This is a genomic window from Hyphococcus sp. D3-15, from assembly GCF_055809375.1.
In genome coordinates, this window is record NZ_CM147910.1 from 801193 (window position 1) to 827155 (window position 25963).

General features: G+C 60.7%; 22 protein-coding genes, 1 tRNA gene and 1 pseudogene. 15 read left to right on the plus strand and 9 right to left on the minus strand.

What is annotated here, in order from left to right; translation table 11 throughout:
• The first annotated feature begins 213 nt into the window (after window positions 1–213).
• The gene (locus AC0L8G_RS04170) at window positions 214–1698 is read left to right on the plus strand and encodes a DUF2793 domain-containing protein (RefSeq protein WP_473387055.1); all 1485 of its coding nucleotides are present in this window, start codon (window positions 214–216) and stop codon (window positions 1696–1698) included.
• 14 nt (window positions 1699–1712) lie between these two features.
• On the opposite strand, the gene msrB is transcribed toward AC0L8G_RS04170, so the two are convergent.
• Both msrB and ubiA read right to left on the minus strand, forming a co-directional pair.
• Window positions 1713–2138: a peptide-methionine (R)-S-oxide reductase MsrB gene (gene msrB / locus AC0L8G_RS04175; protein ID WP_473388795.1), complete on the minus strand. Its 426-nt coding sequence runs from the start codon at window positions 2136–2138 to the stop codon at window positions 1713–1715.
• Window positions 2139–2281: 143 nt separating this feature from the next.
• Window positions 2282–3217 carry a 4-hydroxybenzoate octaprenyltransferase gene (gene ubiA / locus AC0L8G_RS04180; RefSeq protein ID WP_473387058.1) on the minus strand — a complete coding sequence of 312 codons (936 nt, stop codon included), beginning with the start codon at window positions 3215–3217 and terminating at the stop codon, window positions 2282–2284.
• 209 nt (window positions 3218–3426) lie between these two features.
• Here ubiA and AC0L8G_RS04185 point away from each other — a divergent pair, with 209 nt between their 5' ends.
• From AC0L8G_RS04185 to AC0L8G_RS04240, 12 genes are all read left to right on the plus strand, one after another.
• On the plus strand, window positions 3427–4209 hold the full coding sequence (locus AC0L8G_RS04185) for a 16S rRNA (uracil(1498)-N(3))-methyltransferase (protein WP_473387060.1): 783 nt from the start codon (window positions 3427–3429) through the stop codon (window positions 4207–4209).
• Window positions 4210–4318: 109 nt separating this feature from the next.
• Window positions 4319–5692, plus strand: coding sequence for a glutamate--cysteine ligase (locus AC0L8G_RS04190; RefSeq protein ID WP_473387061.1), 1374 nt, complete (start codon window positions 4319–4321; stop codon window positions 5690–5692).
• Complete coding sequence (locus tag AC0L8G_RS04195) at window positions 5680–6327, plus strand: DNA-3-methyladenine glycosylase family protein (protein WP_473387063.1); 648 nt, start codon at window positions 5680–5682, stop codon at window positions 6325–6327. Before AC0L8G_RS04190 ends, AC0L8G_RS04195 begins: the two co-directional genes overlap by 13 nt.
• A 314-nt stretch (window positions 6328–6641) precedes the next feature.
• A complete protein-coding gene (locus AC0L8G_RS04200; protein ID WP_473387064.1) occupies window positions 6642–7208 on the plus strand; it encodes an HNH endonuclease in 567 nt (188 codons plus the stop codon).
• A 122-nt stretch (window positions 7209–7330) separates the two neighbouring features.
• Window positions 7331–8107, plus strand: coding sequence for a M48 family metallopeptidase (locus AC0L8G_RS04205; RefSeq protein WP_473387065.1), 777 nt, complete (start codon window positions 7331–7333; stop codon window positions 8105–8107).
• 97 nt (window positions 8108–8204) lie between these two features.
• Window positions 8205–8281, plus strand: a tRNA-His gene (locus tag AC0L8G_RS04210).
• Between the two features lie 201 nt (window positions 8282–8482).
• On the plus strand, window positions 8483–9706 hold the full coding sequence (locus AC0L8G_RS04215) for a glycosyltransferase family 4 protein (protein ID WP_473387068.1): 1224 nt from the start codon (window positions 8483–8485) through the stop codon (window positions 9704–9706).
• Entirely contained in the window at window positions 9703–11280 is a 1578-nt protein-coding gene (locus tag AC0L8G_RS04220; RefSeq protein WP_473387070.1) for an O-antigen ligase family protein, read from the plus strand. The genes AC0L8G_RS04215 and AC0L8G_RS04220 overlap by 4 nt, the downstream gene beginning before the upstream one ends.
• Window positions 11264–12514 carry an oligosaccharide flippase family protein gene (locus AC0L8G_RS04225; protein WP_473387072.1) on the plus strand — a complete coding sequence of 417 codons (1251 nt, stop codon included), beginning with the start codon at window positions 11264–11266 and terminating at the stop codon, window positions 12512–12514. The genes AC0L8G_RS04220 and AC0L8G_RS04225 overlap by 17 nt, the downstream gene beginning before the upstream one ends.
• Before the next feature lie 407 nt (window positions 12515–12921).
• The gene (locus AC0L8G_RS04230) at window positions 12922–14418 is read left to right on the plus strand and encodes a TolC family protein (RefSeq protein ID WP_473387074.1); all 1497 of its coding nucleotides are present in this window, start codon (window positions 12922–12924) and stop codon (window positions 14416–14418) included.
• Window positions 14415–16199, plus strand: coding sequence for a type I secretion system permease/ATPase (locus AC0L8G_RS04235; protein ID WP_473387076.1), 1785 nt, complete (start codon window positions 14415–14417; stop codon window positions 16197–16199). Before AC0L8G_RS04230 ends, AC0L8G_RS04235 begins: the two co-directional genes overlap by 4 nt.
• Window positions 16200–16201: 2 nt before the next feature.
• On the plus strand, window positions 16202–17518 hold the full coding sequence (locus tag AC0L8G_RS04240; protein WP_473387078.1) for an HlyD family type I secretion periplasmic adaptor subunit: 1317 nt from the start codon (window positions 16202–16204) through the stop codon (window positions 17516–17518).
• 2 nt (window positions 17519–17520) lie between these two features.
• Here the strand turns inward: AC0L8G_RS04240 and AC0L8G_RS04245 are convergent, their stop codons facing one another.
• Window positions 17521–18513: a glycosyltransferase family 2 protein gene (locus tag AC0L8G_RS04245; protein ID WP_473387081.1), complete on the minus strand. Its 993-nt coding sequence runs from the start codon at window positions 18511–18513 to the stop codon at window positions 17521–17523.
• A gap of 147 nt (window positions 18514–18660) precedes the next feature.
• On the opposite strand from AC0L8G_RS04245, the gene kdsA reads away from it, so the two are divergent.
• Window positions 18661–19527: a 3-deoxy-8-phosphooctulonate synthase gene (gene kdsA / locus AC0L8G_RS04250; protein WP_473387083.1), complete on the plus strand. Its 867-nt coding sequence runs from the start codon at window positions 18661–18663 to the stop codon at window positions 19525–19527.
• On the opposite strand, the gene AC0L8G_RS04255 is transcribed toward kdsA, so the two are convergent.
• Window positions 19524–20117, minus strand: coding sequence for a histidine phosphatase family protein (locus AC0L8G_RS04255; protein ID WP_473387085.1), 594 nt, complete (start codon window positions 20115–20117; stop codon window positions 19524–19526). The two genes, kdsA and AC0L8G_RS04255, sit on opposite strands and share 4 nt — an antisense overlap.
• Window positions 20114–20934, minus strand: a pseudogene (locus AC0L8G_RS04260) (3-deoxy-manno-octulosonate cytidylyltransferase). Before AC0L8G_RS04260 ends, AC0L8G_RS04255 begins: the two are co-directional and overlap by 4 nt.
• A 129-nt stretch (window positions 20935–21063) precedes the next feature.
• On the opposite strand from AC0L8G_RS04260, the gene AC0L8G_RS04265 reads away from it, so the two are divergent.
• The gene (locus tag AC0L8G_RS04265) at window positions 21064–22044 is read left to right on the plus strand and encodes a KpsF/GutQ family sugar-phosphate isomerase (RefSeq protein ID WP_473387086.1); all 981 of its coding nucleotides are present in this window, start codon (window positions 21064–21066) and stop codon (window positions 22042–22044) included.
• Here AC0L8G_RS04265 and AC0L8G_RS04270 read toward each other — a convergent pair.
• From AC0L8G_RS04270 to fcl, 4 genes are all read right to left on the minus strand, one after another.
• Window positions 22041–23153 (minus strand): hypothetical protein, encoded by a 1113-nt coding sequence (locus AC0L8G_RS04270; RefSeq protein ID WP_473387088.1) that lies wholly within the window; start codon window positions 23151–23153, stop codon window positions 22041–22043. The genes AC0L8G_RS04265 and AC0L8G_RS04270 overlap by 4 nt on opposite strands.
• A 43-nt stretch (window positions 23154–23196) precedes the next feature.
• Window positions 23197–23943, minus strand: a complete 747-nt coding sequence (locus AC0L8G_RS04275; protein ID WP_473387090.1) for an ABC transporter ATP-binding protein — start codon at window positions 23941–23943, stop codon at window positions 23197–23199.
• A gap of 37 nt (window positions 23944–23980) precedes the next feature.
• Entirely contained in the window at window positions 23981–24781 is an 801-nt protein-coding gene (locus tag AC0L8G_RS04280) for an ABC transporter permease (RefSeq protein WP_473387092.1), read from the minus strand.
• Window positions 24782–24938: 157 nt separating this feature from the next.
• Entirely contained in the window at window positions 24939–25886 is a 948-nt protein-coding gene (fcl, locus tag AC0L8G_RS04285) for a GDP-L-fucose synthase (RefSeq protein ID WP_473387095.1), read from the minus strand.
• Between the last annotated feature and the right edge of the window lie 77 nt (window positions 25887–25963).

The following is a 25963-nucleotide window of genomic DNA, read 5'->3' on the forward strand; positions in this document are numbered from 1 at the left end:
AAGAAATCTCCTTGTCGATTTTCGGCGGGTATAGGACGAACTGCTGAATGCGCCAAATTTTACGCCCCAATAAGTTGAACACGCCGCGCGAAAATACATCCTATGTGATGAATTCTTTCATGAATCCCGCATTCGGTGCGTAGTTATCCCCGCCTTCCGGCACGGCCCTATGATGGGCGCCGTTGAGTTTTGCGATAGCTGGAGCCGGATCACATGGAGCAGTCTCCCCGCCTTTCCCTTTCCTATGTCGCGCCAAGTCAGGCGCAAAAACATGTCACGGTGAACGAAAGTTTCCGCCGTCTCGATGCGCTGGCGCAGGCGGTGGTCCGTTCACGGACGGAAACCGCCGAGCCCGCTTCCCCGGCGGAGGGCGATGCGTATCTGATCGCGGCGGGCGCGAGCGGGGAGGCGTGGGACGCGTATGACGAGCATGATCTCGTCGCCTATCAGGACGGCGCCTGGGCGCGGATAACGCCATTCGAGGGCTTGCGCGTCTGGGTCGCGGATGCTGATGAGTTCGTCATTTTCAACGGCGCCGCATGGGGCGTGCTTTCCGGCGGCGGGGGAGGCGCGGAAACAGCGGCGAAATTCGGGGTCAACACAAGCGCCGATGTGACCAACAAGCTGGCCGTCAAATCCGATGCGGTGCTGTTCAATCATGATGATGTGACGCCGGGCTCCGGCGACTGTCAGGTCAAGATCAACAAGGATGCGGCGGGCGATACCGCATCGCTGTTGTTTCAGACCGGCGCCTCAGGGCGGGCGGAATTCGGTCTCGCCGGCGATGATGATTTCCATGTGAAGGTCAGCGCTGACGGTTCCGCCTGGGCGGAGGCGCTCATCATCGACAGAAACACCGGCGCAGCAACATTCGAGGCGATGGCGGCGACGCCGCTCTCCGTGATTGTTGACGATTCAGGGCTGCCGATGCTTTCGCTCACAAACTATCAAAGCTCGGCCGGCGGCGGCAATTTCACCTTTCAGAAGTCACGCGGGACGAAGGCGAGTCCGTCTGCGGTGAATGCCGGTGACTTTATCGGCGGCTTCTTCGTCAAGGCCTATCACAGCGGCGGCGATTTTTCCGGCAATATCGCTTATATGGGGATGAAGGCGCATGAAAATTTCACGGCGTCAGCCAACGGGGTCAGTTTCGAAGTTCACACAACCTCTGACGGCGCTGCGTCGCGCACGGTCCGGATGTCCGTCTATGAAGGGCTCGTCATGGGGGCGCCGGCCGGCGGCGACAAAGGTCAGGGCACAATCAACGCCGTGGGCGTTTATGACGAGAACACGCTTCTGTCCTGCTATGTCTTCGATCAGGCGCTGGACGGCGCCGTCGACGCGCAGAAATGGGACGGCAAGGTTCCGGACAGGCGCATTGTGGAAAGGGATCTGGAGACGGGCGAGGTCTTGCGCGACGAAACCATCCTTCGCCGCCATGAACCCATGCGCAAATTCGCCGCGCGCATCGGCTCCGACTACGATCCCCTGACCCTCGACGGTTATGCGAAACACTGGAAGGAAAAACGCCATCTCGCCGCGCTGCCGAATGAGGCGGATTTCGATCCGGTGAACGGACAGTTGACCGCAGGAGAATGGGTCCAGCGTCTTGTGGAGACGGTGGAGATTCAGGCGGTGCTGATCGAGGCGCTGAATGAGCGGGTCAAAGCCGTCGAAGCGCGGCCGGGCCGCTCATGACGGCGGGCGTGATGTCAGGCGGGTTTGAAAGTGAGCGCGACGCCATTGTTGCAATAGCGCAGCCCCGTCGGCGCCGGGCCGTCCTTGAAGACATGGCCCTGATGACCGCCGCAGCGCGCGCAATGATATTCTGTGCGCGGAATAATCAGCTTGATGTCTGTCTTGGTGGAGAGCGCGCCGGGAATGAAGTCCCAGAAAGACGGCCAGCCCGTGCCGCTTTCAAATTTCGTCTCGGATTTGAACAGATCAAAGCCGCAGCCGGCGCAAGCGAAAACGCCGTCGCGCTTTTCGTCGTTCAACGGGCTTGTGCCCGCGCGCTCCGTCGCTTCCTTGCGCAACACCGCATAGGCCTCCGGCGACAGGCGGGTTTTCCATTCGGCGTTCGGCAATTGCCATTTGTCGTAATCGGGAATGGAGTCGGGGTCCGGGTTTTTAGCCATGGCTTTTTCCTGTGTCTGCACGCCGCAACCGGCGGCCGCGCCAAGCAAGGCGAGGGTCAGATGGCGGCGGGTCAGTCTGATCATGCCAGTGTTCCTTGGTCTGCAATGAAAAATCAACGGATCTTTTCTAGCGACCGGGCGTTTCAAAGAGAACGCAAGGCGAGTTCACAAAGCGGCGAGAGCAAAAGCAAAAGCCCCGCATCGCGGTTCGATTTGAAAAGGGTCAAGCAGTTGTGATTGTCGCTGGTGTCGAGATGTTTCAATTGCCAGATGAAATGCGCCGCGCCGGGCGCCAGCGCGACATAATAGAGCGGATGGGCGCTGATCAAGGCGCCCGCGAGCGCGAACAAGGTCACCGTCATGGCGAAGAACAGGCCGAGCGCCGGCGCGGTTTTTTCGCCCAGCCGCAGCGCGGTGGATTTAACGCCGATCAGCGCATCATCTTCGGTGTCCTGATGGGCGTAGATCGTGTCGTAAAACAGCGTCCAGAAAAACCCGGCGGCGTAGATCGCGAAGGCTTGCCAGTGCAGCGTGCCGGTCGCGGCTGCATAGCCGACCAGCGCGCCCCAATTGAAGGTGAGGCCGAGCCAGGCCTGCGGCCACCAGGTGATGCGCTTCATGAAGGGATAGATCGCCACCAAAGCGAGCGAGCCGAGCCCGAGCAGCACCGCAAAGCGGTTGAACTGCAACAGCACCGCAAGGCCGATGAAGGAAAGAAAGACGAGAAACGCCCAGGCCTGTTTCACGCTGATTTGCCCGGCGGGGATCGGACGCGCCGCCGTGCGCTCGACCCGCGCGTCGAAATCCCGGTCGACAATGTCGTTATAGGCGCAGCCCGCGCCGCGCATCACATAGGCGCCGATGCTCATCAGCGCGGCGTACCAGAGGAGATGCAGTCCGCCATGGCCGGCGGCGGCGGCCAGCGCCAGCCCCCAATAACAGGGAATGAGCAACAGCCATGTCCCCACAGGCCGGTCGGCGCGCATCAACCGCAAATAGGGCTGGGCGAATGCCGGGGCGCGGGCGGTCCAGTTGCCGGGCACGGCGTCGGGGGTTGCAATCGGGGCGGGGCTGGTCATGGAGCTGATGTAGCGCGGAGGACAGGTCTTGGCAAAATTATCTCTCTGTCATCCCGGACGCGATGCAGCGTGAAACGCTGCGTCGCAGATCCGGGACCCACTCGCCAGCACAACACACCTTGCTGGGTCCCGGGCTCCAACTGCGTTGGCCCCGGGATGACAAATTCAGGCGGCTTGACCTTGCCGCTGGCCGGGGGACATAGAAACCCATGATCCCACGCCTTTACATTGATGGCCCCTTACATGCGGGGCTTCCTGCGCCGCTTACGGCGGAGCAGGCGCATTATCTCAAAAACGTCCTGCGCAGGAATGAGGGCGACGAGCTGCGCCTGTTCAACGGCAAGGACGGCGAATTCGCTGCGCGCATTATCGAACTGAAAAAGAAGGCCGGCGCCGCGCAGGTCACGGAGAAGACCAGGGACCAGACGGCGGAGCCTGATCTGACGCTGTGCTTCGCGCCGGTCAAGCGCGGCCCGCTTGAGGTGATTGTGCAAAAGGCGGTGGAGGTCGGCGCGGCGCGTCTTGTCCCCGTCATCACCGAGCGTACGACAGCGCCGAAACTGAATATCGAGCGCCTGCAGGCAATTGCGACAGAGGCGGCGGAGCAATGCGGGCGGCTGTCTATTCCATCCGTAGGCGAACCAATTAAACTCGCTGCGCTGCTTAAGGATTGGCCGGAAGACCGGCGCCTGATGTTCTGCGATGAAGCGGGCGACGATGCGGCGGCGGAATGGGGCGGGCCGACGGGCCGCGCCGAACCGGTGTTAGATGCGCTAAAGAACGCCGATAGCAAAGCTGATGCGAATTTCCCCTCATGGGCGATTCTCACCGGGCCCGAAGGCGGCTTTTCGCCAGCGGAGCGCCAGCAACTAAGAGCGAAGTCATATGTGACCGCCGCGACGCTCGGTCCGCGCATTTTGCGCGCCGATACGGCGGCTATTGCTGCGCTTGTCTTGTGGCAGGCGGCGCTTGGCGACTGGCGTAAGAGCTAATGTCGCGGGAGCGTGATGGGGTTAAGGCTTGGCGTTTCGCCCCGTGCGCGATAGAGGCAACCCTAGTGGGGATGCGCGTTGATGCTCGCAAATGGGGCTGGAGAATATTGTGACGACCGCCAAAGAACAAACCGGCGCAGCTGTGCCCATCACTTCCCTTGATCAGCTGACGGCGCATCTCGCCAGCGGCTGCAAGCCAAAAGACAAATGGCGCATCGGCACCGAGCACGAAAAATTCGTGTTCTGCCGCACTTCGCTCGACCCAGTGCCTTATGACGGCGATGCGGGCATTCGCGCGATCCTTGAAAAACTCGGGGCCGAAACCGGCTGGGACATCATTGCGGAAAACGGCCTGCCCATCGGGCTGAAAGGCGATAATGCGAGCGTTTCGCTTGAGCCCGGCGGACAGTTCGAGCTTTCCGGGGCGCCGCTCGAAAATATTCACGAGACTTGCGACGAAGTGCATCGCCATCTCGATGCGGTGAAGAAGGTTTGCGATCCGCTCGGCGTTGCGTTTCTCGGCATGGGCTTCACGCCCACATGGACGCGCGCGCAGATCCCGCAAATGCCGAAATCGCGCTACACCATCATGCGCAATTACATGCCCAAGGTCGGCGATCTCGGCCTCGACATGATGCACCGGACCTGCACCGTGCAGGTCAATCTCGACTTCGCCTCGGAAGCCGACATGGCGATGAAATTCAAAACCTCGCTGGCGCTGCAGCCGATTGCGACGGCGCTATTCGCCAATTCCGGTCTCTATGAAGGCAAGGCGTCGGGCTATGCGTCTTATCGCGCGCATATCTGGACCGATACGGATGCGGATCGCACCGGGCTTTTGAATTTCGTCTTTGAAGACGGTTTCGGCTTTGAGCGTTATCGCGATTACATGCTCGACGTGCCGATGTATTTTGTCCGGCGCAACAACAAATTCATCGATGCGGCGGGGCAATCCTTCCGCGACTTCCTTGCGGGCAAGCTGCCGGCGCTGCCCGGCGAAACGCCGACCATGGAAGACTGGGAAGATCATCTGTCTACGGCCTTTCCTGAAGTGCGCCTGAAGACCTTCCTTGAAATGCGCGGCGCCGATGGCGGGCCATGGTCGCGCATTTGCGCGCTGCCGGCGTTCTGGGTCGGGCTGTTGTATGATGAGGATGCGCTGGCCGCCGCCTGGGATGTGGCCAAGGGCTGGACCACGGATATGCGCGAGGCGCTTCGCAATGACGCCGCAAGATTCGGGTTGCAGGCGCAGATAGGCGATCGCAGGGTGCAGGATGTGGCGATGGAAATCCTCGACATTTCCCGCGCCGGTCTGAAAAAACGCGCGCGCATGGGCAATCTGAAAGAAGACGAAACCACCTATCTCGACCCGCTGGTGAAGATCGCGAAAAGCGGCGTCACCATGGGCGAATATACGGCGCAGCATTTCCTTGGTGACCTCAAAGGCGACGCGAAAAAATTGTACGAAGAGTGCAAATACTGACCAACCGCCTCGACGTTTTCGGCGACACGCGTGAGGCCTGCGCGGCGCTCGCCAACAAAGAAGCGGGGTTTGCCCGCGCCCTCGATGCGATTGGCGAGCCGCATATTCGCCGCCGTCCCGGCGGTTTTGAAGCGCTGTTCCGCATCATTGTCGAACAACAGGTGTCGGTGCCGAGCGCCCAGGCGATCTGGGCGCGCTGTCAGGCGGGGATGGATTGCACCGATCCCGCCCACGCGCTTCGTCAGGGCGAAGAGGGCCTGCGCGGGTTTGGCCTCTCCGGTCCGAAAGTGCGCTATGTGACAGCGCTGGCGGAGCACTGGACGTCCGGCGCTATCGACGAGCCGACGCTGGCGGCGCTTGGCGATCAGGACGCCTCTCTCGCGCTGCAAAAAATCAAGGGCATCGGCCCGTGGACCGCGGCGATTTATCTCCTCTTTTGCGAGGGGCGGGTGGATATCTGGCCGCCTGGCGATGTGGCGCTGCTCGGCGCCTGGCGCGCGACCCGCCTTCGTGGGCCGGAGCCGGATATGAAAATGCTTGATGGGCGTGCGGCGAAATGGCGGCCCTATCGCGGCGTCGCGGCGCATATTCTCTGGACTTATTACGCCCATATTCGGGGGCGGACGCCAATTTGAAAAGCCGCGATCACCGGCTGCAAATGGCCGTTTCTGCGCTTCCGGTGCTCATGGGCCTGAATGCACACTGCGCGCCGGTTCTCGAAACCGCCATTTTCGCACGGCGCTGGCGGCTTTTCGACGGCCTTTTTATCGGTTTTTTAGACTGTTGCGAAAATATCGCCCACATCTTCAAACTTCTGTCATGCAGAATCATATATAGGCATGATGGAAACGAACCGGCTAAACTATCACGACAGCAGGGGAGATCCCGCTTTCACGAGTTTGAGTCAGCATTACTGGTTTGATATTTCGGCCTCGCGGGAGGCGCGCTGATGTCTGTTGCGCTGCGTTCTCCCGAGGCCTGTCCGGCGCTTGTTCTGAATGCGGACTTTCGCCCGCTCAGCTATTTCCCATTGTCGCTCTGGTCATGGCAGGACACGCTGAAAGCGGTGTTCCTCGATCGCGTCGATGTTGTCGCGCAATATGAAACCAAAGTGCACAGCGCGAATTTTGAAATGCGCCTGCCTTCGGTGGTGTCGCTGAAAAGCTATGTCAGCCATTCGCGCGCCCCGGCCTTTACGCGATTCAATGTTTTTCTGCGCGACAGTTTCAGTTGCCAATATTGCGGCTCGACGGCGCGCGATCATCTGACCTTCGATCATGTGACGCCGCGTTGCGAAGGCGGCCGCACGACCTGGGAGAACATTGTCGCGGCCTGCAGCGCCTGCAACATCAAAAAGGGCGGACGCACGCCGCGTCAGGCGAAAATGTTTCCGGCCCGCACGCCGACGCGCCCTTCCATGTTTGAGCTGAATGAGCGCGGGCGCGCCTTTCCGCCTCACTACCTGCATGAAAGCTGGCAGGATTTCCTCTATTGGGATTGCGAACTCGAGCCTTGATGTCGGGGCCGGTTTTTTGGCCCTGATTCAACTGCTGTTCCGCTGGCGTTCGCATTGAGGCCGTTGTCTCCTTGGCCTATGATCCATAGTTAACAGACAAGCTTGGCTGGAGGATGCGTCCGATGAAAACCCTTTTGAATTCAATTCCGGCTGCGATGTTGCGCGGTCTCGCCGTGCTTGGCGTGCTGGTGGCGGGTGCGTGCGCCTATAATGAAACGCTGGGCCGCAATCAGTTGCTGTTTGTCAGCCAGGGCCAGATGGCGGAACTTGCAAGCTCCGCCTGGACCGACCTGAAGAAGCAGGAGCCGATCACCACGGATTCAAAATACACCAGCCGGGTCAACCGCGTTGCGCCGAAGATCATTCAGGCCGCAGGCGGCAATCCGGCGGAATGGGAAGTCCAGGTCTTCAAATCCGACCAGCTTAACGCCTTCGCGCTGCCCGGCGGCAAGATCGGCATTTACACCGGCATTCTCGACATCATGGAAAATGACGACCAGATCGCCGCCGTGATGGGGCATGAGGTCGCGCATGTGAATTTCAACCATTCCGGCGAGCGCTACAGCCAGACCGCGGCGGCGCAGACCGCGCTTGGCGCCGGCAGCGCCGTGGTCGGCGGCAGCCAGGTCGGCTCCGCCGCCATGCAGGCGCTGGGGCTTGGCGCGCAGGTCGGCGTGTTGCTGCCATTCTCGCGCAAGCATGAGCTGGAGGCCGACAAATTCGGCGTGCGCTATATGGCCCGCGCCGGCTATGACCCAAGCGAAGCGGTCAAATTCTGGGAGAAAATGTCCGCCAGCAAGAATGGCGCGCCGCCGGAATTCCTCTCGACCCACCCGTCGGATGCGACCCGCATCGCCCGCCTCAAGCAGGAAATCGCGCTGCTTAAATCCGGCTCCTGACCGGCCGCAGGCGCGTTGCGGCGCGCCGCGAAAAACCACGGCGGGACCGCTTGAAATAGCGCCCGCCCGCGCGTAGGTTCCGCGCTCTTCAAAAAGAGCCGCCTTAGCTCAGTAGGTTAGAGCGCTAGATTGTGGATCTAGAGGTCTCTGGTTCGATCCCAGAAGGCGGTACCATTGAGGCTTCCGTGCAGCCCGGCGCGCGACGAAAAAATCAAATATTTTTCAACGGCTTGACCCCGATCCGCCGGGCCTTTAAGGCGACGCCGGCGCGCGCCGAAGGCGGGGGATGGCGCGGCGTTAACAAATCCTTTCGCAAAAACCGCCAATATTGCTTTCTCGTGTGTTAGCTCACGTAAAAACCCGGCGCCCTGTCTCATGCGAATTGCTTTCCTGACGCCTCTCTGGCCAGTGTCTCTGGCGCAAAACGGCATCGCGACCTATGTCGATACGATGCGCCGTGCGCTGGAAAACAAGGGTCATGAATGCGTTATTCTGGCTATGCGCACGCTCGATAATGAGCTTCGCGATCCGGGCCTGTTTCCCGTGGGCCGGCCGCCGCGCGGTTTCGCTGAAACCCAGATCAATCGCGTGCGCGCCGCCTTGAGCGATCAGTATTTCGACTATGATTATGGCCGCCGCCGCCTGGTCCATACGCTGATCGAAGCGCACCGGCAAAAACCCATCGATATTTTCGAGGCCGAAGAAAGCTTCGGCTTGCCGCTGACATCGGTTGGCGCGACTTCCGCGCCTGTCGTGATCCGTTCCCATGGGCCGCATTTTCTGGTGAAGCAGCCGCCCCATCAACGACCGGATCTGCAGCGCATCGCCGAAGAGCGCCGCGCCTATGAAGCAGCGGATGCGGCGTCATTTCCGTCGGGCGCATTGCGCGATGCGGTATCGTCCCGCTACGGATTGAATTTTCCGGTCTGCGCGGCCTATCCCAATCCGATTGACATTGCGCCCGCCAATGAAGGCTGGACCCTCGACGGATGCGACCGCAACACCATTCTTTTCGTCGGCCGGTTTGACTCGTTGAAAGGCGCCGATCTTGCGCTAAAGGCGTTTGACGCGGCGCTGGAGCGCTTCCCGCAGGCGCGCCTTGTCATGGCAGGCGCTGATCACGGTGTCGATGGTCCTGACGGAGCCACGCTGAATTTTCCCGATTTCATTGCGGCCAACCTTTCAGAGCGCGCGCGGTCGCGTATTGAATTTTTAGGCCGCGTGCCGCGCGAAAACATTCCCGGCTTGCGGCGTCAGGCGCTGATCAGCCTGTCCGCTTCGCGCTATGAAACCTTCCCTTACGCCGTCACCGAAGCCTTGGCGCTGGGCGCGCCGACCGTGACCAGTGCGACGCCGGGGCTTTCGGAATATCTTGTGGATGGCGAAGAAACGCTGTTTGCGCCGGTCGGCGATGCGGCCAGCCTGCAAGCGCGGATCGAACAATGCCTCGCCAATCCGGACTACGCCGCGCAGATTGGCGCGGCGGGACGGCGCGCCGCAGAACGCATGTTCGCACCTGAAGCGATCGCTGACGCGGCGCTCGGTTTCTTTGAGCAGGTGATTGAAGCGGCGCAGCGCCGAAAGGCGGCGCAGCCATGAACTTCACCATCGTCGCCGTCATCTTTACAGCCATCGCGGCCTCTGTCGCGGTGCTTGTCGCCAACCGGGAAGATCGCGGCATGGTCGTCTCGATCGGCGCGGCATGGGTGATTGCGGCGGCGATTGCGTTTTTCCTGCCGAGTCGGCCCATCGTGTTCGTCGCGCTTGGCGTCATGTTGAGCGTTGTCAGCGCAACCCATAAGCGCGGCGCAGTGTTCTTGTATCTCGGCGTTGTGGCGGCGCTGCCTGTCGGCATGACCTATGACGTGCCGTTTCCCGGGCTGAATTTTCTGATCAAGCTGGACTACGCCAAGGAAGCGACGCTTATTCTGCTGGCGCCGGTGTTTTTTCGTGTGGCGTTCTCCAAAGGTCCAAGCCACTTAAAGAATGTCGAACGATTGTTATTGTTCTTCACGCTGTTTACCGGCGTCATGTCGCTGCGCGATCTGCCCTTCACCAGCATGTTGCGCGCCGTCGTGGATCAGATGTTGCTGATCTATATTCCTTTTGTCGTCATCAGCCGCAGCTTGACGACGCGAAAGGATTTCGAATGGGCGCTGGCGGCGATTTTCGCATCCTTTGTGATCGTGTCGATGATCGGCGCCATCAGCGCCGTGCAATCGTGGAACTATTACGCCGGGCTTGCTGATGTCGGCAGCGCAAAGGCTTATTTTGATTTTCGCAACGGCTTCGTGCGTGTCGGCGCGACGGTCATTCCCTCGCTGCTCGGCTTTTTGGCGGTGGCGGGAATATTGCTGGCGATGCGGTACCGTTTGTTGAAATCATTGCCCGGGCATATGTTTCTGGGGTGCATCGCGTTGTTTGGCTTCGCCACATTTGCAACCGGCGCGCGCGGCGGCTGGCTTGGGGCGTTCGCCTGCATCGCCTGCTACTACATATTTCTTCGCACCGGCGCGGGCATGCGCAAAATGTTTTATGCAGCGTCCATCGCCGTGGTGTTCGCCGGGTTTACCATGGTCTTCAATGACAGCGATTTGCTGCAGGATGAATATGGCACGGTTTCCTACCGCGCGGAACTCATTCGCACCAGCATCGAACAAATCAAGGATCGTCCGTTTTTCGGCTCAAGCGATTTTATGGGGAGTGCGCGCTTTGCGCATTTGCGCCAGGGCGAGGGGATTATCGATCTCGTCAACGGCTATATCCAGATTGTGCTGTTTTACGGCCTTGCCGGTCTTGGCGCTTTCGTCGCCGCCAATCTGATTGCGATACGCGGCGGGCTGAAGGAATTGAGCCTGATGCCTGATTTTCGCGCCGCCACGCCAGCGCAGCAGGACCAGCGCCGCGTGCTCGCATTTTCCCTGTCTTTGCAATTTGGCTATCTCGCTCTGATCGGCACCATCAGTCTGGTCAATCAGGTTCCAAATTACCTGTATATTTTCCTCGCCTTGCTGGTGGCGCAGGCGCGACTGGCGGCGACGTCGCGCGAAGCGGCGGAGATGGCGGCGGATGCGCCGACCGAAGCGGCGCCGGAGGAAGACCAGCAGGCGCCGGCGCGCGCCAAGGTGACGGGGCCGGTTCCCTATGGAGCGAGATTTGTCCGTCGCACCTGATTTTCGCGCGCTCGCTCTGCGCGCCCGTTCGGCGCTCGGCGACGGGTCTCAATTGCTGATCGCATCGCATGTGACGCAGATGGCGCTGCGCATTGGCAGCAGCCTGATCGTCACGCGCCTGCTTGCGCCGGAAGCCTATGGCGTCATCGGCATCATCACGTCGATTTCCTACATCCTCAACATGGTCTCCGATATGGGGCTTCGGGCTTACATCATCCGCCACGAAACCGGCGATGATGAAGCGATGCAGACGGTGTGGACGGTTCGCCTGATCCGCAACGCCGTATTGTTCGCCATCATGTTTGTCGGGGCGGGGTACTTCGCAGAGATTTACAACGCGCCGGAAACCGCGCTTGCGATCCGTGTTTGCGCATTGCCGTTTCTGATCGACGGCGTCACTGGCTTGTCTTTGAACCTCACCGAGCGCAATCGCGGCGTGGTGCGATTGACCGTGATCGAATTCGTCAAATTCCTCATTCTCACGCTGACGACAATCATCGCCGCTTATTTCCTGCGTAGCTATTGGGCGATCGTCATCTCGATGTTTACGAGTTCGTTTTTCGGGCTGGTCGCCAGCTATACGCTGTTAAAGGGACCGCCTGTGCGTTTCCGCCTGGACCCTGCGCATGTGCGCGATCTGTGGCGCTTCTGGCGCATCATCATTCCCGCTAGCATTGTCGCCATTTTGATGACGCAGGCGAATACGGTTGTCATCGCGAATTATTTTCCGATCGCCGAGCTCGGCAAATTCACTATCGCGACGACGCTGGTGACGGCGGTCATGACGTTGACCAACGAATATGTCATGCGTGTTTTCCTGCCGCGTTTCGCGCAGACCAACCGCGAAGATCCGGCGCGCGCCAAGGAAGTCTATTATAGCGCCAAGAGGTCGATCATCCTGCTTTTCGCTTTTGGCGTGGGCGGGCTTATCGGCGGCGGCGAGTTGCTGGTGCGCATTCTCTACAACGACAATTATCTCGGCGCCGGGCTTTATCTGTCCCTGCTTTGCTTGCGGCCCTTGGCGCGATTATTCGCAGCGCCAGCAGAAAACGCCATCGTGGCGAAAGGATCTCGTCAAGGTCGCGCTATATGCCAATTTGTTCCGTCTCGGCTGGATCCTGACCGCCGGGCCGGCCGCATATTTTCTGTGGGGGCCACTGGCGCTGGTCGCGGCTCTTTGCCTCGCCCAGGCGGCGGCCATCCCCTATCTGGCGTGGGAGCTCCGGCGATTTGAATTGCTGCGCGTGAGGGAGGAGGCCCTGTTGCTGCTGACGGCGGCGGCGGGCGCTGCGATCGGATATGCCTGTTATGCCGGAATTGAGGCGTTGATTGCGTCCGGAACCCTTCCGAATTTCTGAGAATCGGTCCACATGATCCGCTTCGATAGCGAAGAAATGCTGATTTGACGGGCTTTTTCGCGCGGGGGGCGCATTTTCAGTCTTGGGAAAGTAGCTAAAAACTATTTAAATCCTGAGTGTTGGAATTTTAAGAAACTTTCATTTCCCATCCTACCGTTGCTCGTGCAGAGAGACGCCGGTTAAGCCTTTCTCAGTGATCTGGCCCTATTGAAGGTTTTAGTTAACCTTAACGCGATCGCTGTTTTTCCGGGGAGCGGTTGTCGAAAGTTCGCGGGTGCGTTTGATGTTCAGGCTACAGGCGATGTTGCTATCCGGCGCGGCGATCTGGGCTGCGTCCGCACCCATCGCTGCGGCTACGCCTGCTGATCCCAAATATTACGGTTCGCTCTATCCCGAAGACATGGTCGAGCCTGTGGAAAAAGCGCCGACGCAAGCGCCGTCGCGCCGCCGGCTGAACGCCGATCAAAGCGTGGTGAAAGCGCTCGGCGATGCGGGTTACCTGGTGTCGTCGGAAAAAACGCCGATGGATTTCGCCGCCGCCATTCAGCGCGCGGTCGGGCGCCATCCCGCTTTTCATGCGCAAGCGAGCAATCTGGAAGAGGCGGGCGCCATGCGCCGCTCCGCGCGCTCCAGCCTGTATCCGCAATTGTCGACACAGTTTCGCGGCGATTATTCGATCACCCGCGATTTCGCCACCGGCACGGACAATGTCGTGGAATCGCTGCGCCCGCGTGAGCAATTCACCGCCGGGGTTTCCGCCTCGCAATTGATCTTTGACGGCGGCGCCACCATCAATCGCATTCGCAGCGCGCGCGCCTTGAGCGCCGAATATGAAAACGCGCTCGACACGCGGATCAACGATCTCGCTATGGCGGCGCTCACCGCCTATCACGACGTTGCTGCCCATCAGGCGCTGACCGCATTCTCCAAAAGCTTTATCCGCCGTCAGCAGGAAATCCTCGACAATGTGAAAGAGCGCGAGCGTCTGGGCGCCGGTTCGAAAGCCGATGTCACCCGCGCCGAAGCGCGCCTTGCCGCAGCGCGCGCGCGTCTCGCAGAGATCCATGAGAGCATGCGGATCGCGGATATCCAGTACGAAGAATTTTTTGGCGAAGCGCCGCCGCAATTGCGCCGTCCCGCCCTCGCAGAGCCTGCAATGGACTCTCGCAACGAAACGGTGGCCGCGGCTCTGGTGGCCAATCCGGAAATCGCGGTGGCGGAAGCGCGCGCCGATGCGCGTCAGGCGGATTTTAAAGCCGCGCGCGCATCGCGCCTGCCGGAAGTGCGCTTGTCTGTCGATGCGGTGAAATATGACGTGTTCGACACTGGCGATGATTTCGACGTGCGCGCCGGGGTTGTCGTCAATTACGACATTTTCAATGGCGGCGGCCGCGCAGCAGACATTTCCGTTGCGCGCTCACGCGCCAAACGCGAACGCTTCAATGAAGAGCAGACCCGCAAGGATGTGGCCCGCGAAGCGGCGATGGCGTATGAGCGCGTACAAGGCGCCGATGAACGGCTCGCCGCGCTTGGCGAAGCGCTTGTCGCCCATGACATCACGCGCGACCTCGTGCTTGAACGCTACAAACTCTCGCGCGGCGATCTTATCGATGTGCTGCAATCGGAAAGCGATTATTTCGAAGCGGGCGTCGCTTATGTCATCGCCCTGTCCAGTCGCGACATGGCCGGCTATGCGCTGATGGAGCAGACCGGCGATTTGATCGACCGGTTCTCGCCGCAAAATCAGTATGGCGATGAGCTGCAAGGGGCGACGCGATGATGAAAGCTTCGTTCCTGAAAGATCTTGCGCCTACATCGCACTGGCTGTTCGGGCCTTTGCGCGACAATGCGTCGATCTATGGTCAAACCATTCTCGCCGCGACGATTGTCAATTTGCTCGGTCTGGTCTCGTCCTTTTTCATCATGACGGTCTATGACCGGGTGTTGCCGAACCAGGCGGTAGAATCGCTGATCGCCCTGACCATCGGCGTCGTCCTCGCGCATATTTTCGATTTCATGCTGAAATCATTGCGCGGTTATTTCATCGATATCGCCGGACAGCGCCTTGATGCGACCGTCGGCGCCAGCGTCTTTGACAATCTGATGGCGATGCGTCTTGAATCGCGCCGCGGCGCCACCGGCCAGATCGCCGGGCTGGTGCGCGAGTTTGACAATCTCCGGGACTTCTTTTCCTCTGCAACGCTTGTCGCCATTGTCGACCTGCCGTTTATTTTCTTCTTCATCGCGATGATCGCCCTGATTGGCGGACCGATCGCGCTGGTGCCGCTGATCGGCGTGTTGCTGGCGATCGTCTCCGGCGTCCTGATCCAGCCATTGATCATGAAGCGCACCCAGCAGGCGATGGCCGAAGGTCATCACAAAAACGCCGTGCTGATCGAAACGCTGGGCGGGCTTGAGACCATCAAATCCGTGAAGGCGGAAGGGCTGATGCGCGCGCGCTGGCGTTCCGGTGTTGCGCGCCACGCAAAGATTTCCGCGATAGGCCGGTTTTTAAATCAGTTCGCCGTCAACGCTTCCGGCTTTGCGCAACAGGCGAGCCAGGTCGGCGTCGTCGTCATCGGCGTGTTTCTGGTCACCGCCAATGAAATCACCACCGGCGCTCTGATCGCCAGCGTCATTCTCACGGGCCGCGCCATGGGCCCGCTCGGACAGGTCGCTTCGCTGTTGAGCCGCGTCAATGGCGCGCTCGCCTCTTACAAGTCGCTCAATGAGTTGATGACGACGAAAAGCGAAACCGAAGCGGGCCGCGAATATCTCGCCCGCCCTGTCCTGAAAGGCAAAATCGAGTTTCGCGATGTCGCTTTCTCTTATGACGGCTCCGGCGCCAAGGCGCTGGATGAAGTCAGCTTCACCATTGAGCCGGGTGAACGGGTTGCGATCCTCGGCAAGAACGGTTCCGGCAAAAGCACCATCGTGCGTCAGGTGACCGGCGTCTATCAGCCGAGCGAAGGCTCTGTGCTGGTTGACGACACGGATGTGCGTCAGCTTCGCCCGTCGGATCTGCGCGCCAATATCGGCGCCGTGCTTCAGGATGTGTGTTTGTTTTCGGGGAGCATTCGCGAAAACATCGCGCTTGGTCTCGATAGTGTGTCTGACGACGACATCATCGAAGCGGCCAGAATTTCCGGCGTGCATGAATTTATCGGCTCGACCGCAGGCGGCTATGACCAGCGTCTCGCGGAACGCGGCGAAGGCCTTTCCGGCGGCCAGCGTCAGGCGATTGCGCTGGCGCGCGCCCTGGCGCCGAAGCCGTCGATCCTGTTGCTGGACGAACCTTCAAGCGCCCTCGATGCGCAAGCAGAAGCCGCGCTGATCGCGCGCCTTGAAACCGCGACCAAGGGCAAGACATTGCTTGTGGTGACGCATCGCATGTCGATGGTGCGCCTCGTGGACCGGATCATCGTGCTCGATAAAGGGCGCATTCTTGTCGACGGTCCGCGCGATACGGTGATGCGCGCCATGGCGTCCGCGCGTGAACTGAAGACGCGCCGCATTGACCGGCCGAAACTCGTCTCCTCCAACGGCTCGCAGGTGGCGTAGGCATGAGCGGACGCGAAATCTCCACAACGGTCGAAGTCGATGAAGAGATGCCGATTGAGCCGGCCAAGGCCGCGCAATTGCTGCTCTATATTCTGGCGGCGCTTGTCGTTGTGACGCTCGTCTGGGCGTCGCTGGCCAAGCTTGACCGGGTGACGCGCGGGCAAGGCTGGGTGGTCACCTCGAACCAGTTGCAGGAGTTGCAATATCTCGAAGGCGGCATCGTCAAGGAGATTGCTGTCTCCGCCGGAGACCGGGTTGAGGCGGGCGACATTCTCGTCAAGCTTGATCCGACGCAGATCAATGTCGCTTTTGCGCAAGGTCAGGAAGGCTACAATGTGCTGGCGGCGAAAATCGCGCGGCTGGAAGCGGAGGCTGCGCTGAAGCCAATCGAATTTCCTGAATTGCTGGTGAAAGCCTCGCCGCGCGCCGTGGCGAATGAGCGCCAGCTTTACGAAGCACGCGCCGAAGAACTCGCTGCGTCACTGGAAATTGAAGAAAAGAAACTCGACCAGCGCAAGCGGGCGCTTGATGATGCGCGGGTGGCGCTTGAGACAGCCAAGGAAGCCTCGACGCTCGCCACCGAAGAGCACCGCATCATGGACACGCTGGTCAGCAAGGGCATTGAGCCGCAGGTCGAATTACTGCGCGCGCGCCAGCGCGACGCCGCGGCGAAAGGCGACATGCAGCGCGCGGAAATCGCCGTGAGCAGCATGTTGCTGGAGATCGGCGAGGCCGAAGGCGAAATTGCGCGCATTCGCAAAACCTTTTCCGCCAAAGCCGCAGATGAGTTGAACAACGCCAAGGCCGACCTTGAAGAACTCAAGGGCGAGCTGCCTGCTTTGCAGGACAAGGTGGCGCGGACCGATGTGCGCGCCCCGGTGGCGGGCGTCATCAACCGCGTGCTGGTGTCGACCATTGGCGGCGTCGTCGCGCCCGGTGAAACAATTGTCGAACTGGTGCCGAGCGAGGATCTGCTGCTGGTCGAGGCAAAAATCAAGCCTTCCGATATTGGCTTTTTGCGCATCGGGCAGGAAGCGCGGGTGTCGATCAGCGCTTATGATTCATCGCAATATGGATCGCTTGACGGGGTGATTGAAACCATCAGCCCGGATGCGATCGAAGACGAGAAAACCGGCGAACGGTTTTACAACATCACCGTCAGGACGTCTGCGGAAGCGCTCAAAAGCAAGCGCGGCGATCTGAAAATCCATTCCGGCATGGCGGCGGAAGTTGCGGTGCTGAACGGCAAACGCTCCGTGCTCGCTTATATCGTCAAGCCGATGAATGTGGTCTCGGCAAAAGCGCTGCGCGACAAGTAAGCCTAAGGGCGCTTCAACCGGTCTCGAATATCGGCCTCCCGGCGCATCACTTTCATCGGCGACCAGGTGAGCGCGCGGGCGATCTCCGCGACGCTGGCTTTGCGCCCGCGCTGGCGCTCATGACGGAGCGCCCATATTTCCGGCAGGCCCTTCACGGCGTCTTTCACTGCGCGAAGATATGATTTCACGCCGCCGGAAATCGAAAACCGCACCACCAGATAGAGATTGACCAGCAGGTGAAACGGCAAGGTCGTAATCAGCAGCGGCAAGGGCATGTTGAGCGCATAGGCCCAGATGCGGTTGCGATGACCGTGATAGACGGTGAAGTCGCTTGCCTTGCCGGTGACGCCCGAGCCTTCATGCAGCACCACGGATTTCGGCGCCTGTATGGCGCCGCCCCCGGCGAGCCGCAATTTAAAGCCCAGATCAGCGTCTTCGGCGTAACAGAAAAACCGTTCTTCAAAACCGCCAAGCGTTTCAAAAACCGGTTTGCGATAAAACGCCGCCGCGCCGCAGGGCGCGAAGCACTCGCCCTCTGGCGGCAGCGTGCTGACGGGCAGGCCGTGACAGCCGCGCCATGCAAGGCCGAACGCGTGATAGGCATCGCCCGCGCCGTCGATGATGTCAGGATTGGCTGCATCAAGCTGGGTCGAACCGAAAGCGTCGATCTCCGGATGGCGCGCGGCGGCGGCGGCGAATTCCGCCAGCCAGTCATCCTGCGCATAGGCGTCCGGATTGAGGAAAGCGAGCCACGCGCCTTTCGCGGTTTTGGCCGCGAGATTATTGGCGGCGGCGAAACCGAGATTGGCGCCCGCATCGATCAGGGTGACGGCGCTGTCGGCGCGCGCGTACTCCGCCGAGCCGTCAGTCGAGGCATTGTCGACAATGATTGTCTCGAAATCCTGAAAGGTCTGCGTCTTCAGACAGGCGACGCAGCGCGCCAGGCGCGCGCCCGAATTATAGTTGACGATGATGACCGAGATTTGCGGCGCCATCAGGCCCGTTTATGGCAGGCCGCGGGTTGAGGCAATGGACACGCCGCCCCAGACGCGTCGTCAGACACGGCGCCAGATTGGGCGGCGCTTGGCGCCCGCGCTGAGCATTGCTAGGGGTATCGGGAAGACGCAAGGAAACATTGAGCCATGGCGACTGCGACGCGCAACGCTTCGGTCACCGCGACGAGCCCCAGAGGCCGCAAGGCGACATTTTCGAATGACGGTCCGGCGGCGTTTATCCTTGGCCCCTGCGCGCTGGAAAACGCTGATCATGCGATGATGATGGCGACGTCCCTGCGCGATATCGCCGACCGGGCCGGCGTGGAGGCGGTCTACAAAACCTCTTTCGACAAGGCGAACCGGACCAGCGCCAAGGGTTATCGCGGCGTGCCGCTGGACGAGGCGCGCGAGGTGTTTCGCGCCGTGCGTGAAGAGGTCGGCCTGCCGACGCTGACCGATGTGCATTTGCCCGATCAATGCGCGATTGCGGCGGAGTTTGTCGACATTCTGCAAATCCCGGCCTTTCTTTGCCGCCAGACGGATTTGCTGCAGGCGGCGGCGGAGACGGGCCGCGCTGTTAATGTGAAAAAGGGGCAGTTTCTGGCGCCCTGGGACATGCGCCATGTGGTCGACAAGCTCGACCAGTTCGGGGCGAAGGACATATTGGTGACCGAGCGCGGGGCGAGCTTCGGCTACAATACGCTGGTGACGGATTTCCGCGCCATCCCGGAACTGCGCGCCAATGGCGTGCCGGTGGTGTTTGACGCCACGCATTCGGTGCAACAGCCGGGCGGGCAAGGCGCGACTTCCGGCGGCCAGCGTGAATTCGCGCCTGTCCTGGCGCGCGCCGCCATGGCGGTCGGCGTCGGCGGCGTCTTCATGGAAGTTCATCAGGACCCGGACAATGCGCCATCGGACGGGTCGAACATGATCCGGCTCGATGAGCTGGAGAGCATTCTTAAAACGCTGAAGGCTTTTGACGATCTCAGAAAGTCGGCGTCATTGCCGCTTTAGGCGCGTTCGTTCCAGCTTTTGATTTCGGCTTTGCCGCCCGCGCCGATCTCGACGCGGCCCCATGCGGCGGTGGCAAGCTTGCGCGGAAAATCGCCCTTGCCGGCGCCCGCCGCATCGAGCGCAAAACGGGCGACGCCATTGCTGGTGACGGCGAGCACCGGGCCTTCGAGCATCGAGCATTCCATGAAAAAGGCTTTCCAGTCCTCGATCAAGGCTTCGGGATCGACGATCCAGCCGGGCGGCGCAACCGCATTTTCATCCCAGTTTTGCAGGGCTTGCGCGCCGATCCGGGCGATGACGTCTTCCTCCGGCGCGCCCTCATCGGGGCCGTAATCGATCTCGGTCAAAAATGGCAGGATCTCGACTTTGGCGCCATGCGATGCAGCGGTCGCGGTCATCATGGCGCGCTTTAGGGGCGAGGAAAATACATCGGAAAAATAGACGCCCTGCGTTTCGAAATGAGCGGCGAGCGCAGCCGCCTGCATCACACCGGAAATCGACAGCGGCAGATCACTGCGCGCGCCGACGCGCTGAACGATGTCGTTTTTTCCGAAAGTATTGCCGTGGCGAAGGATATAGAGATCGTTCATGCGCTGAAATACTCCGCATCCGGATCGCCGCGCCCGGCGATGAGCGCTTCCAGCCGATCCAGATCTTCCGGCGTATCTATGCCGCTGGTTGAAATCGCCGATGCGGCAACTGGCACGCATTGAATGCTCATGCCGTTTTCGAGCAGGCGCAATTGCTCTAGTCCCTCGGTCAATTCCAGCGGAGACGGCGCCAGGGCGGTGAAGCGATGCAGGGCGCCGGTCTGAAAGCCGTAAAGACCCACATGGCGCCAGACGGGGAGGCGTCCTCCGTCGCGCGCAGGGTCGCTTCATTGCGGATCGCCGGAATGATGTTTTTGGAAAACCACAAGGCCCGATGATCTTCGGCGAAGACGCAGGTCGTGCCGCTGAACGGCGTTTCGCGTTTCGCCGCGCGAAAGGCGTCGAGCGCGTCCCAGTCGAGCCGGATGACCGGCGTCGCCGCGTCGGCCTGAGAGCGCTCCAGCGCTTCAACCAGTTGGGTGATGTAATTGACGGGGGTGAAGGGCGCGTCGCCCTGGAGATTGATGATGAAGTCGGGGCTTGCGTTCAAGGCCTGGGCCGCTGCCAGCGCCCGGTCGGAACCGCTGGCGAGCGCCGGATCGGTCATGACCGCCTTGAGGCCCAGCCCGGCGCAATGATCGGCGATGCGCGCATCATCCGTCGCGACCACATAATCTGCATCGCCGAGCGCCTTTGCGGCGGCGGCGGCGCGGATCGCCACACGCTCCACCATGCTCCGCCCGGCGATCTTCGCCAGCGGCTTGCCGGCGAAACGCGACGAGCCGTATCGGGCGGGAACGACAATCAGCGTCTTCAAGCGGTCTCCTCCGGCAAAACTTAATCGTTCATAAGCTGACAGGCCGCCTTTGACGAGGTGTTAAGAAGCCGTTGGTGTTTATTACGCTGGCGGCGCGGCCTAGACTGCGTTTTTCAGGACAACGGAGACATGATGACCGGCATGGGTGAGGCAAAGGGCGTCGATTATCTCGCTGTGGCGCGCGAGGTGCTGCGGGTCGAAGGCGAGGCGGTTGCCGGTATGGCGGCGGGGCTGGGCGAGGATTTCCGCCGGGCGGTCGAAAAAATTCTGGCGGCGGAAGGCCGCGTCATCTGCGTCGGCATCGGCAAGTCCGGCCATGTGGCGCGCAAGATCGCCGCAACGCTTTCCTCCACCGGCACCGCCGCCTATTTCGTGCATCCGGTTGAAGCGAGCCATGGCGATCTCGGCATGATTCAGACGAGCGATATTGTGCTCGCCCTGTCGCGCTCCGGCGAGACGGCGGAGATGGATGACCTTATCCAATATACGCGCCGTTTCGATGTGGGGCTCATCGCGCTCACCGCGAATGGCGACAGCACGCTGGCGCGCGCCGCTGACATCGTGCTGCAATTGCCCGACGCCCCGGAAGCTTGTCCGGAAACCAATGCGCCGACCACATCGACCACCTTGTCGATGGCGCTGGGCGATGCGCTGGCGGTGGCGTTGTTGCGCGCGCGCGGCTTCGAGGCGTCGCATTTCAAAGTGTTTCATCCCGGCGGCAAGCTCGGCGCCATGCTGAAAACGGCGGGTGATTTGATGCGTTCGGGCGACGCGATTCCCGCTGTGCCTGAAACCGCGAGCCTCGCGGCGGCGCTGAAAGAACTGTCGGAGAAAAATATCGGCTGCGTCACTGTCATCGCTGAAAATGGCGCGCTGGCCGGCATTATCACCGACGGCGATCTGCGCCGGATCATCGCCACGGGAAGGACGCCGGAAACCGCGCAGGCGGCGATGACCGCCAATCCCATCTGCGCTGCGCCGAAGACCCTTGCGGGTGCGGTGCTGCAGCAGATGAACGACCGCAAGATCACGCAGATCCCGGTGGTGGAGGCGGGGCGTCTGGTCGGCGTCGTGCATATGCACGACATCTTGAAAGCGGGCGTTTTTTAAGGGCGTCGCCGTCCGAGCTTCAGCACTTGCGCCTCAAGAACGGCAAGCCGCGCGCGCAAGGCGCCGATCGTTTCGTTTTGGCGGTGAAGATGCTGGAGCATGGTGAAGCGCGAATATAAAAAAGCCGCGCCCGCGACCAGCATCAAGGCGAGCATGGCGGCGGCGAAAACCGCCAGCGCTGGCGCAGGCTTGAATGCAAAAAGCCATACAAGAAAAGCGGCGGCGGACATAAGGGCCGCAAGGGCGCCTTTATTGCGATAGGCGGCGATGAAGGCGCGCAATCTTTCGCCGCGCGAAACCGGCGCTTCGGGCGCTTCTTCCGCAAAGGCGTCCAGTGTTTCGCCGGCCGGGCGCGGGGCATCCCCCTCTTTCATGAAGGCGTCGATTTGAATGAAAGGAAAACAGCGGACGCCGGATTGCTCATTGCCATTGAAGACGCTCGCCCCCGCCGCCGCCATGAGCCGTGCGGCGCGCCGCCATGCGTTCACATGAAGATCAGGGCGCGGATTAGGCAGATTGAAACGGTCGCCCGTCGCCTGGTAGCCCTCAAAATAGTAATTGGGATTGGCGCCGTCGCGTACGATCTCAAGCTCTATGCCGTCGCGCCGCGCGGCGCCGTCGACTACTTCCTTGTAATTGGCGTCGATCCCGAGCAGCACGATCTGATCATAACCCATGCTCGCCGCCCAGAGCGCAGAATGGCTGCCGGTGGTCACCGGATCGACCGCGAGTATCGCGGTGGACGGGCGTATGGCGTCATAATTGACGACGCGCGCGCTGGCGCCGGTTTCGCCCAGCGCTTCGATCAGATTGGCGCGCAACAAGAACCGCTCAATGCGCCCTTCTTCGATCAGCTCGGCGATGGCGTCTTTGTGCGACAGGCCCACCACAAGATCGAGGCAGGCGTAATAGCGCGGGCGCCAATTGATCTGGCGCCAGTGCCGATAGGCGGCGTTCAGGCCGACCGTCGCATAGGCGGAAAGGGAGGTCAGGTCGACTTTGCCGAGGGAGGGGCCGTTGCCGAGAATGAAGGCGGTCTCGCCATTGACGCGGGCGACGCCTTGTTCCGGCGCATGCGCATGTTGGGGGGCGGTGTCGGCGGCGGTCATTCGCGCAGATATGTCACCGCTCGCGGGATTAGTCTAGCGCGCGCTATTTCTGGGACTCTTGGAACAGCAACAGGCCTTCGTCGGTTGGGCCGTCATATTTGATCACGCCCTGATCCAGCCAGACCACCCGGTCGCAGAACGCCTTGATCATGGAATCGGAATGGGTCGCCATGACCAGCAATCCGGCGTTTTCCATGATGCGTTTGATGCGCTCATTGGCGCGCCGGCGGAACGAGGTGTCGCCGGCCCCGAACACCTCGTCGATGAGCAGGACTTCCGGCTGGATGGCGGTGGCGATGGCGAAGCCGAGGCGTGTCTTCATGCCGGCGGAATAAAGGCGGATGGGAAAATCGATGAAGTCCCCAAGCTGCGCGAAGTCGACAATGTCGTCCGTCACTGCTGCGATTTGCGCGCGCGAAAATCCGAGCGTGCGCGCCGACAGGAAAATGTTTTCCCGGCCGCTGGCGTTGAAATGCATGCCGAGGGTGGAGGTAAAGAGCGTCGAGATTTTCCCCGACGCCTCATAGGTCCCTTTCGTCGGCGCATAGATGCCCGCGAGCACGCGCAGCAAAGACGATTTCCCGGCGCCATTGACGCCGATCAGGCCTGTCTTTTCGCCGGGCTTAATGTCCAGCGTGATGTCTTGCAGCACTTTGCAGACCTGGCCATTGCCGCGGCGTTCGATGCGGGGATTGGTTTTCGCCGGCGGGGCGGGCCTGAACAGCGCGCTTAATGAAGCGCCGCCAATCGGCAGATCAAGGCTGACTGATTTGAGACTGATATGGCTCATAACTGCGCTGTGTTCTCTTTGAACATGAGGAAGCTTTCTAGAGCGAATAGATCAGCCGGTTGCGGAACGCCGTTTGAACCCACACGGCCAGCAACAGGCCGCCAAAGGAAACGGCGCAAACCACAATCCAGGTGAAAGAAGACGGCGCGCGGCCTTCTATCGGCGCACGAACCAGTTCCAGAAAATACGAAAACGGATTGTAGTCCGAAATGACTTTCCGGATCCCCGCGTCGCCGCGCCAGATGATCGGCGTGGTGAAGAAGAAGAAGCGCACCACGGCGGGCATGAGAAACGGGATGTCGCGAAACTGGGCGCCTAAAATGCCGAAGACGACAAGGCAGGCATAGGTGAAGCAGGCGAGGAGAATGGGAATCGGCGCCAAAAGCAGAAGCAGAACCGGATTGGAGACCTCGCCGTAATAAAGCACCAGCGCGATCGGCACGGGAAGCTGAAATGCGCTCCGGAAAAGCAGGAACGAGATCTTTCGAATGGTGATGTAGGAAAGATCGACGGGCACATTCTTGATCAGGTCGGCCTGCGAGGTGAAATGCGACGGACCCTCGGTCAGCGCCGATGCGAGATATTCCCACATATAAAGGCCAATGCCCACATAGATGACATACTCGCCGAAATTCTCGCCAAAGGCGCCATGCAGAATCAGCGCGAGGGCGGCGATCCACAGCGCGAGTTGAAAGGTCGCCCAGAGCGGACCGAAATAGGATTGGCGAAAGCGCGTGATGAAATCATACCAGCCAAGCTCGACCGCGCCGCGATATTGCGCGATGGCGGAATAGGTGCGCATCAGGCCGTGATTGTTGAGGAGGCGTTGATCGCTCATGGCCGGGTTTGCACTTCGCGCAATCGCCCATGCGTTGCGGGGCAGGGATATCCGGTCAGGGAAAGGACGTGTCGGGCGGAATTGGGCGCCATGGAAAACCTTTTACAAACTGCGCTTTCATAAAGTCTTGACGGGCAGGCAAAGCCGGAGAGCGCGGTTAGCCCTCTTCGTGCTTTGCAACGTGATCAAGAAACCAGCGATAGGCGTCTTTCAGGCCCTCGCCGAGCGGGATTTGCGGGCGCCAGCCCATGGCGGCGATCTTCTCGCCCGACATGAGTTTGCGGGGTGTGCCGTCGGGTTTTGAGCGGTCATATTCAAGCTCGCCCTCAAACCCCACGGCGTCCATGATCATTTGAGCGATTTCGGCGATCGTCTGATCGGCGCCGGAGCCCACATTCACATGGCTCGCCTCGGAATAGGTCTTGAGGAGGAAGATCAGCGCGTCGGCGCAATCATCCACATGCAGGAATTCGCGCCGGGGCGAACCGGTGCCCCAGATCATCAGGGATTTGTCGCCGCGCAGCTTGGCCTCATGGGCCTTGCGCATCAGCGCCGGCACCACATGAGAGGTGGCGAGGTCGAAATTGTCGCCGGGTCCGTAAAGATTGGTCGGCATTGCGGAAATGTAATCCGCGCCATGCTGGCGCCGATAGGCCTCGCAGAGCTTGAGGCCGGCGATCTTCGCGATGGCGTACCACTCATTCGTGGGCTCAAGCGGTCCCGTCAGCAGCGCGTCCTCGGGAATCGGTTGCGGCGCGAATTTCGGATAAATGCAAGAAGAGCCTAGAAACAGGAGCTTTTCGACGCCCGCGCGAAACGAGCCTTCGATCACATTCGTCTCGATGATGAGATTGTCGTAGAGAAAATCCGCCGGATAGCTGTCATTTGCGAGGATGCCGCCGACCTTGGCGGCGGCGAGCACCACAGCGTCCGGGCGCCGGTCGGCAAGAAAGGCGTGGGTGGCGGCCTGGTCGCGCAGATCGAGTTCTTCTCGTCCGGCGGTGACGATCTCGCAGCCCTCGGATCCGAGGCGGCGCACGACTGCCGATCCCACAAGACCCTGATGCCCGGCGACATACACGCGTTTGTCTTTAAGCGGATACATATGATTTCTGTTTTTCAGACGCTACGATTGTTTTGACATAGGCTGAATTCACTAGACGATTCAACCGAACCAGTGTG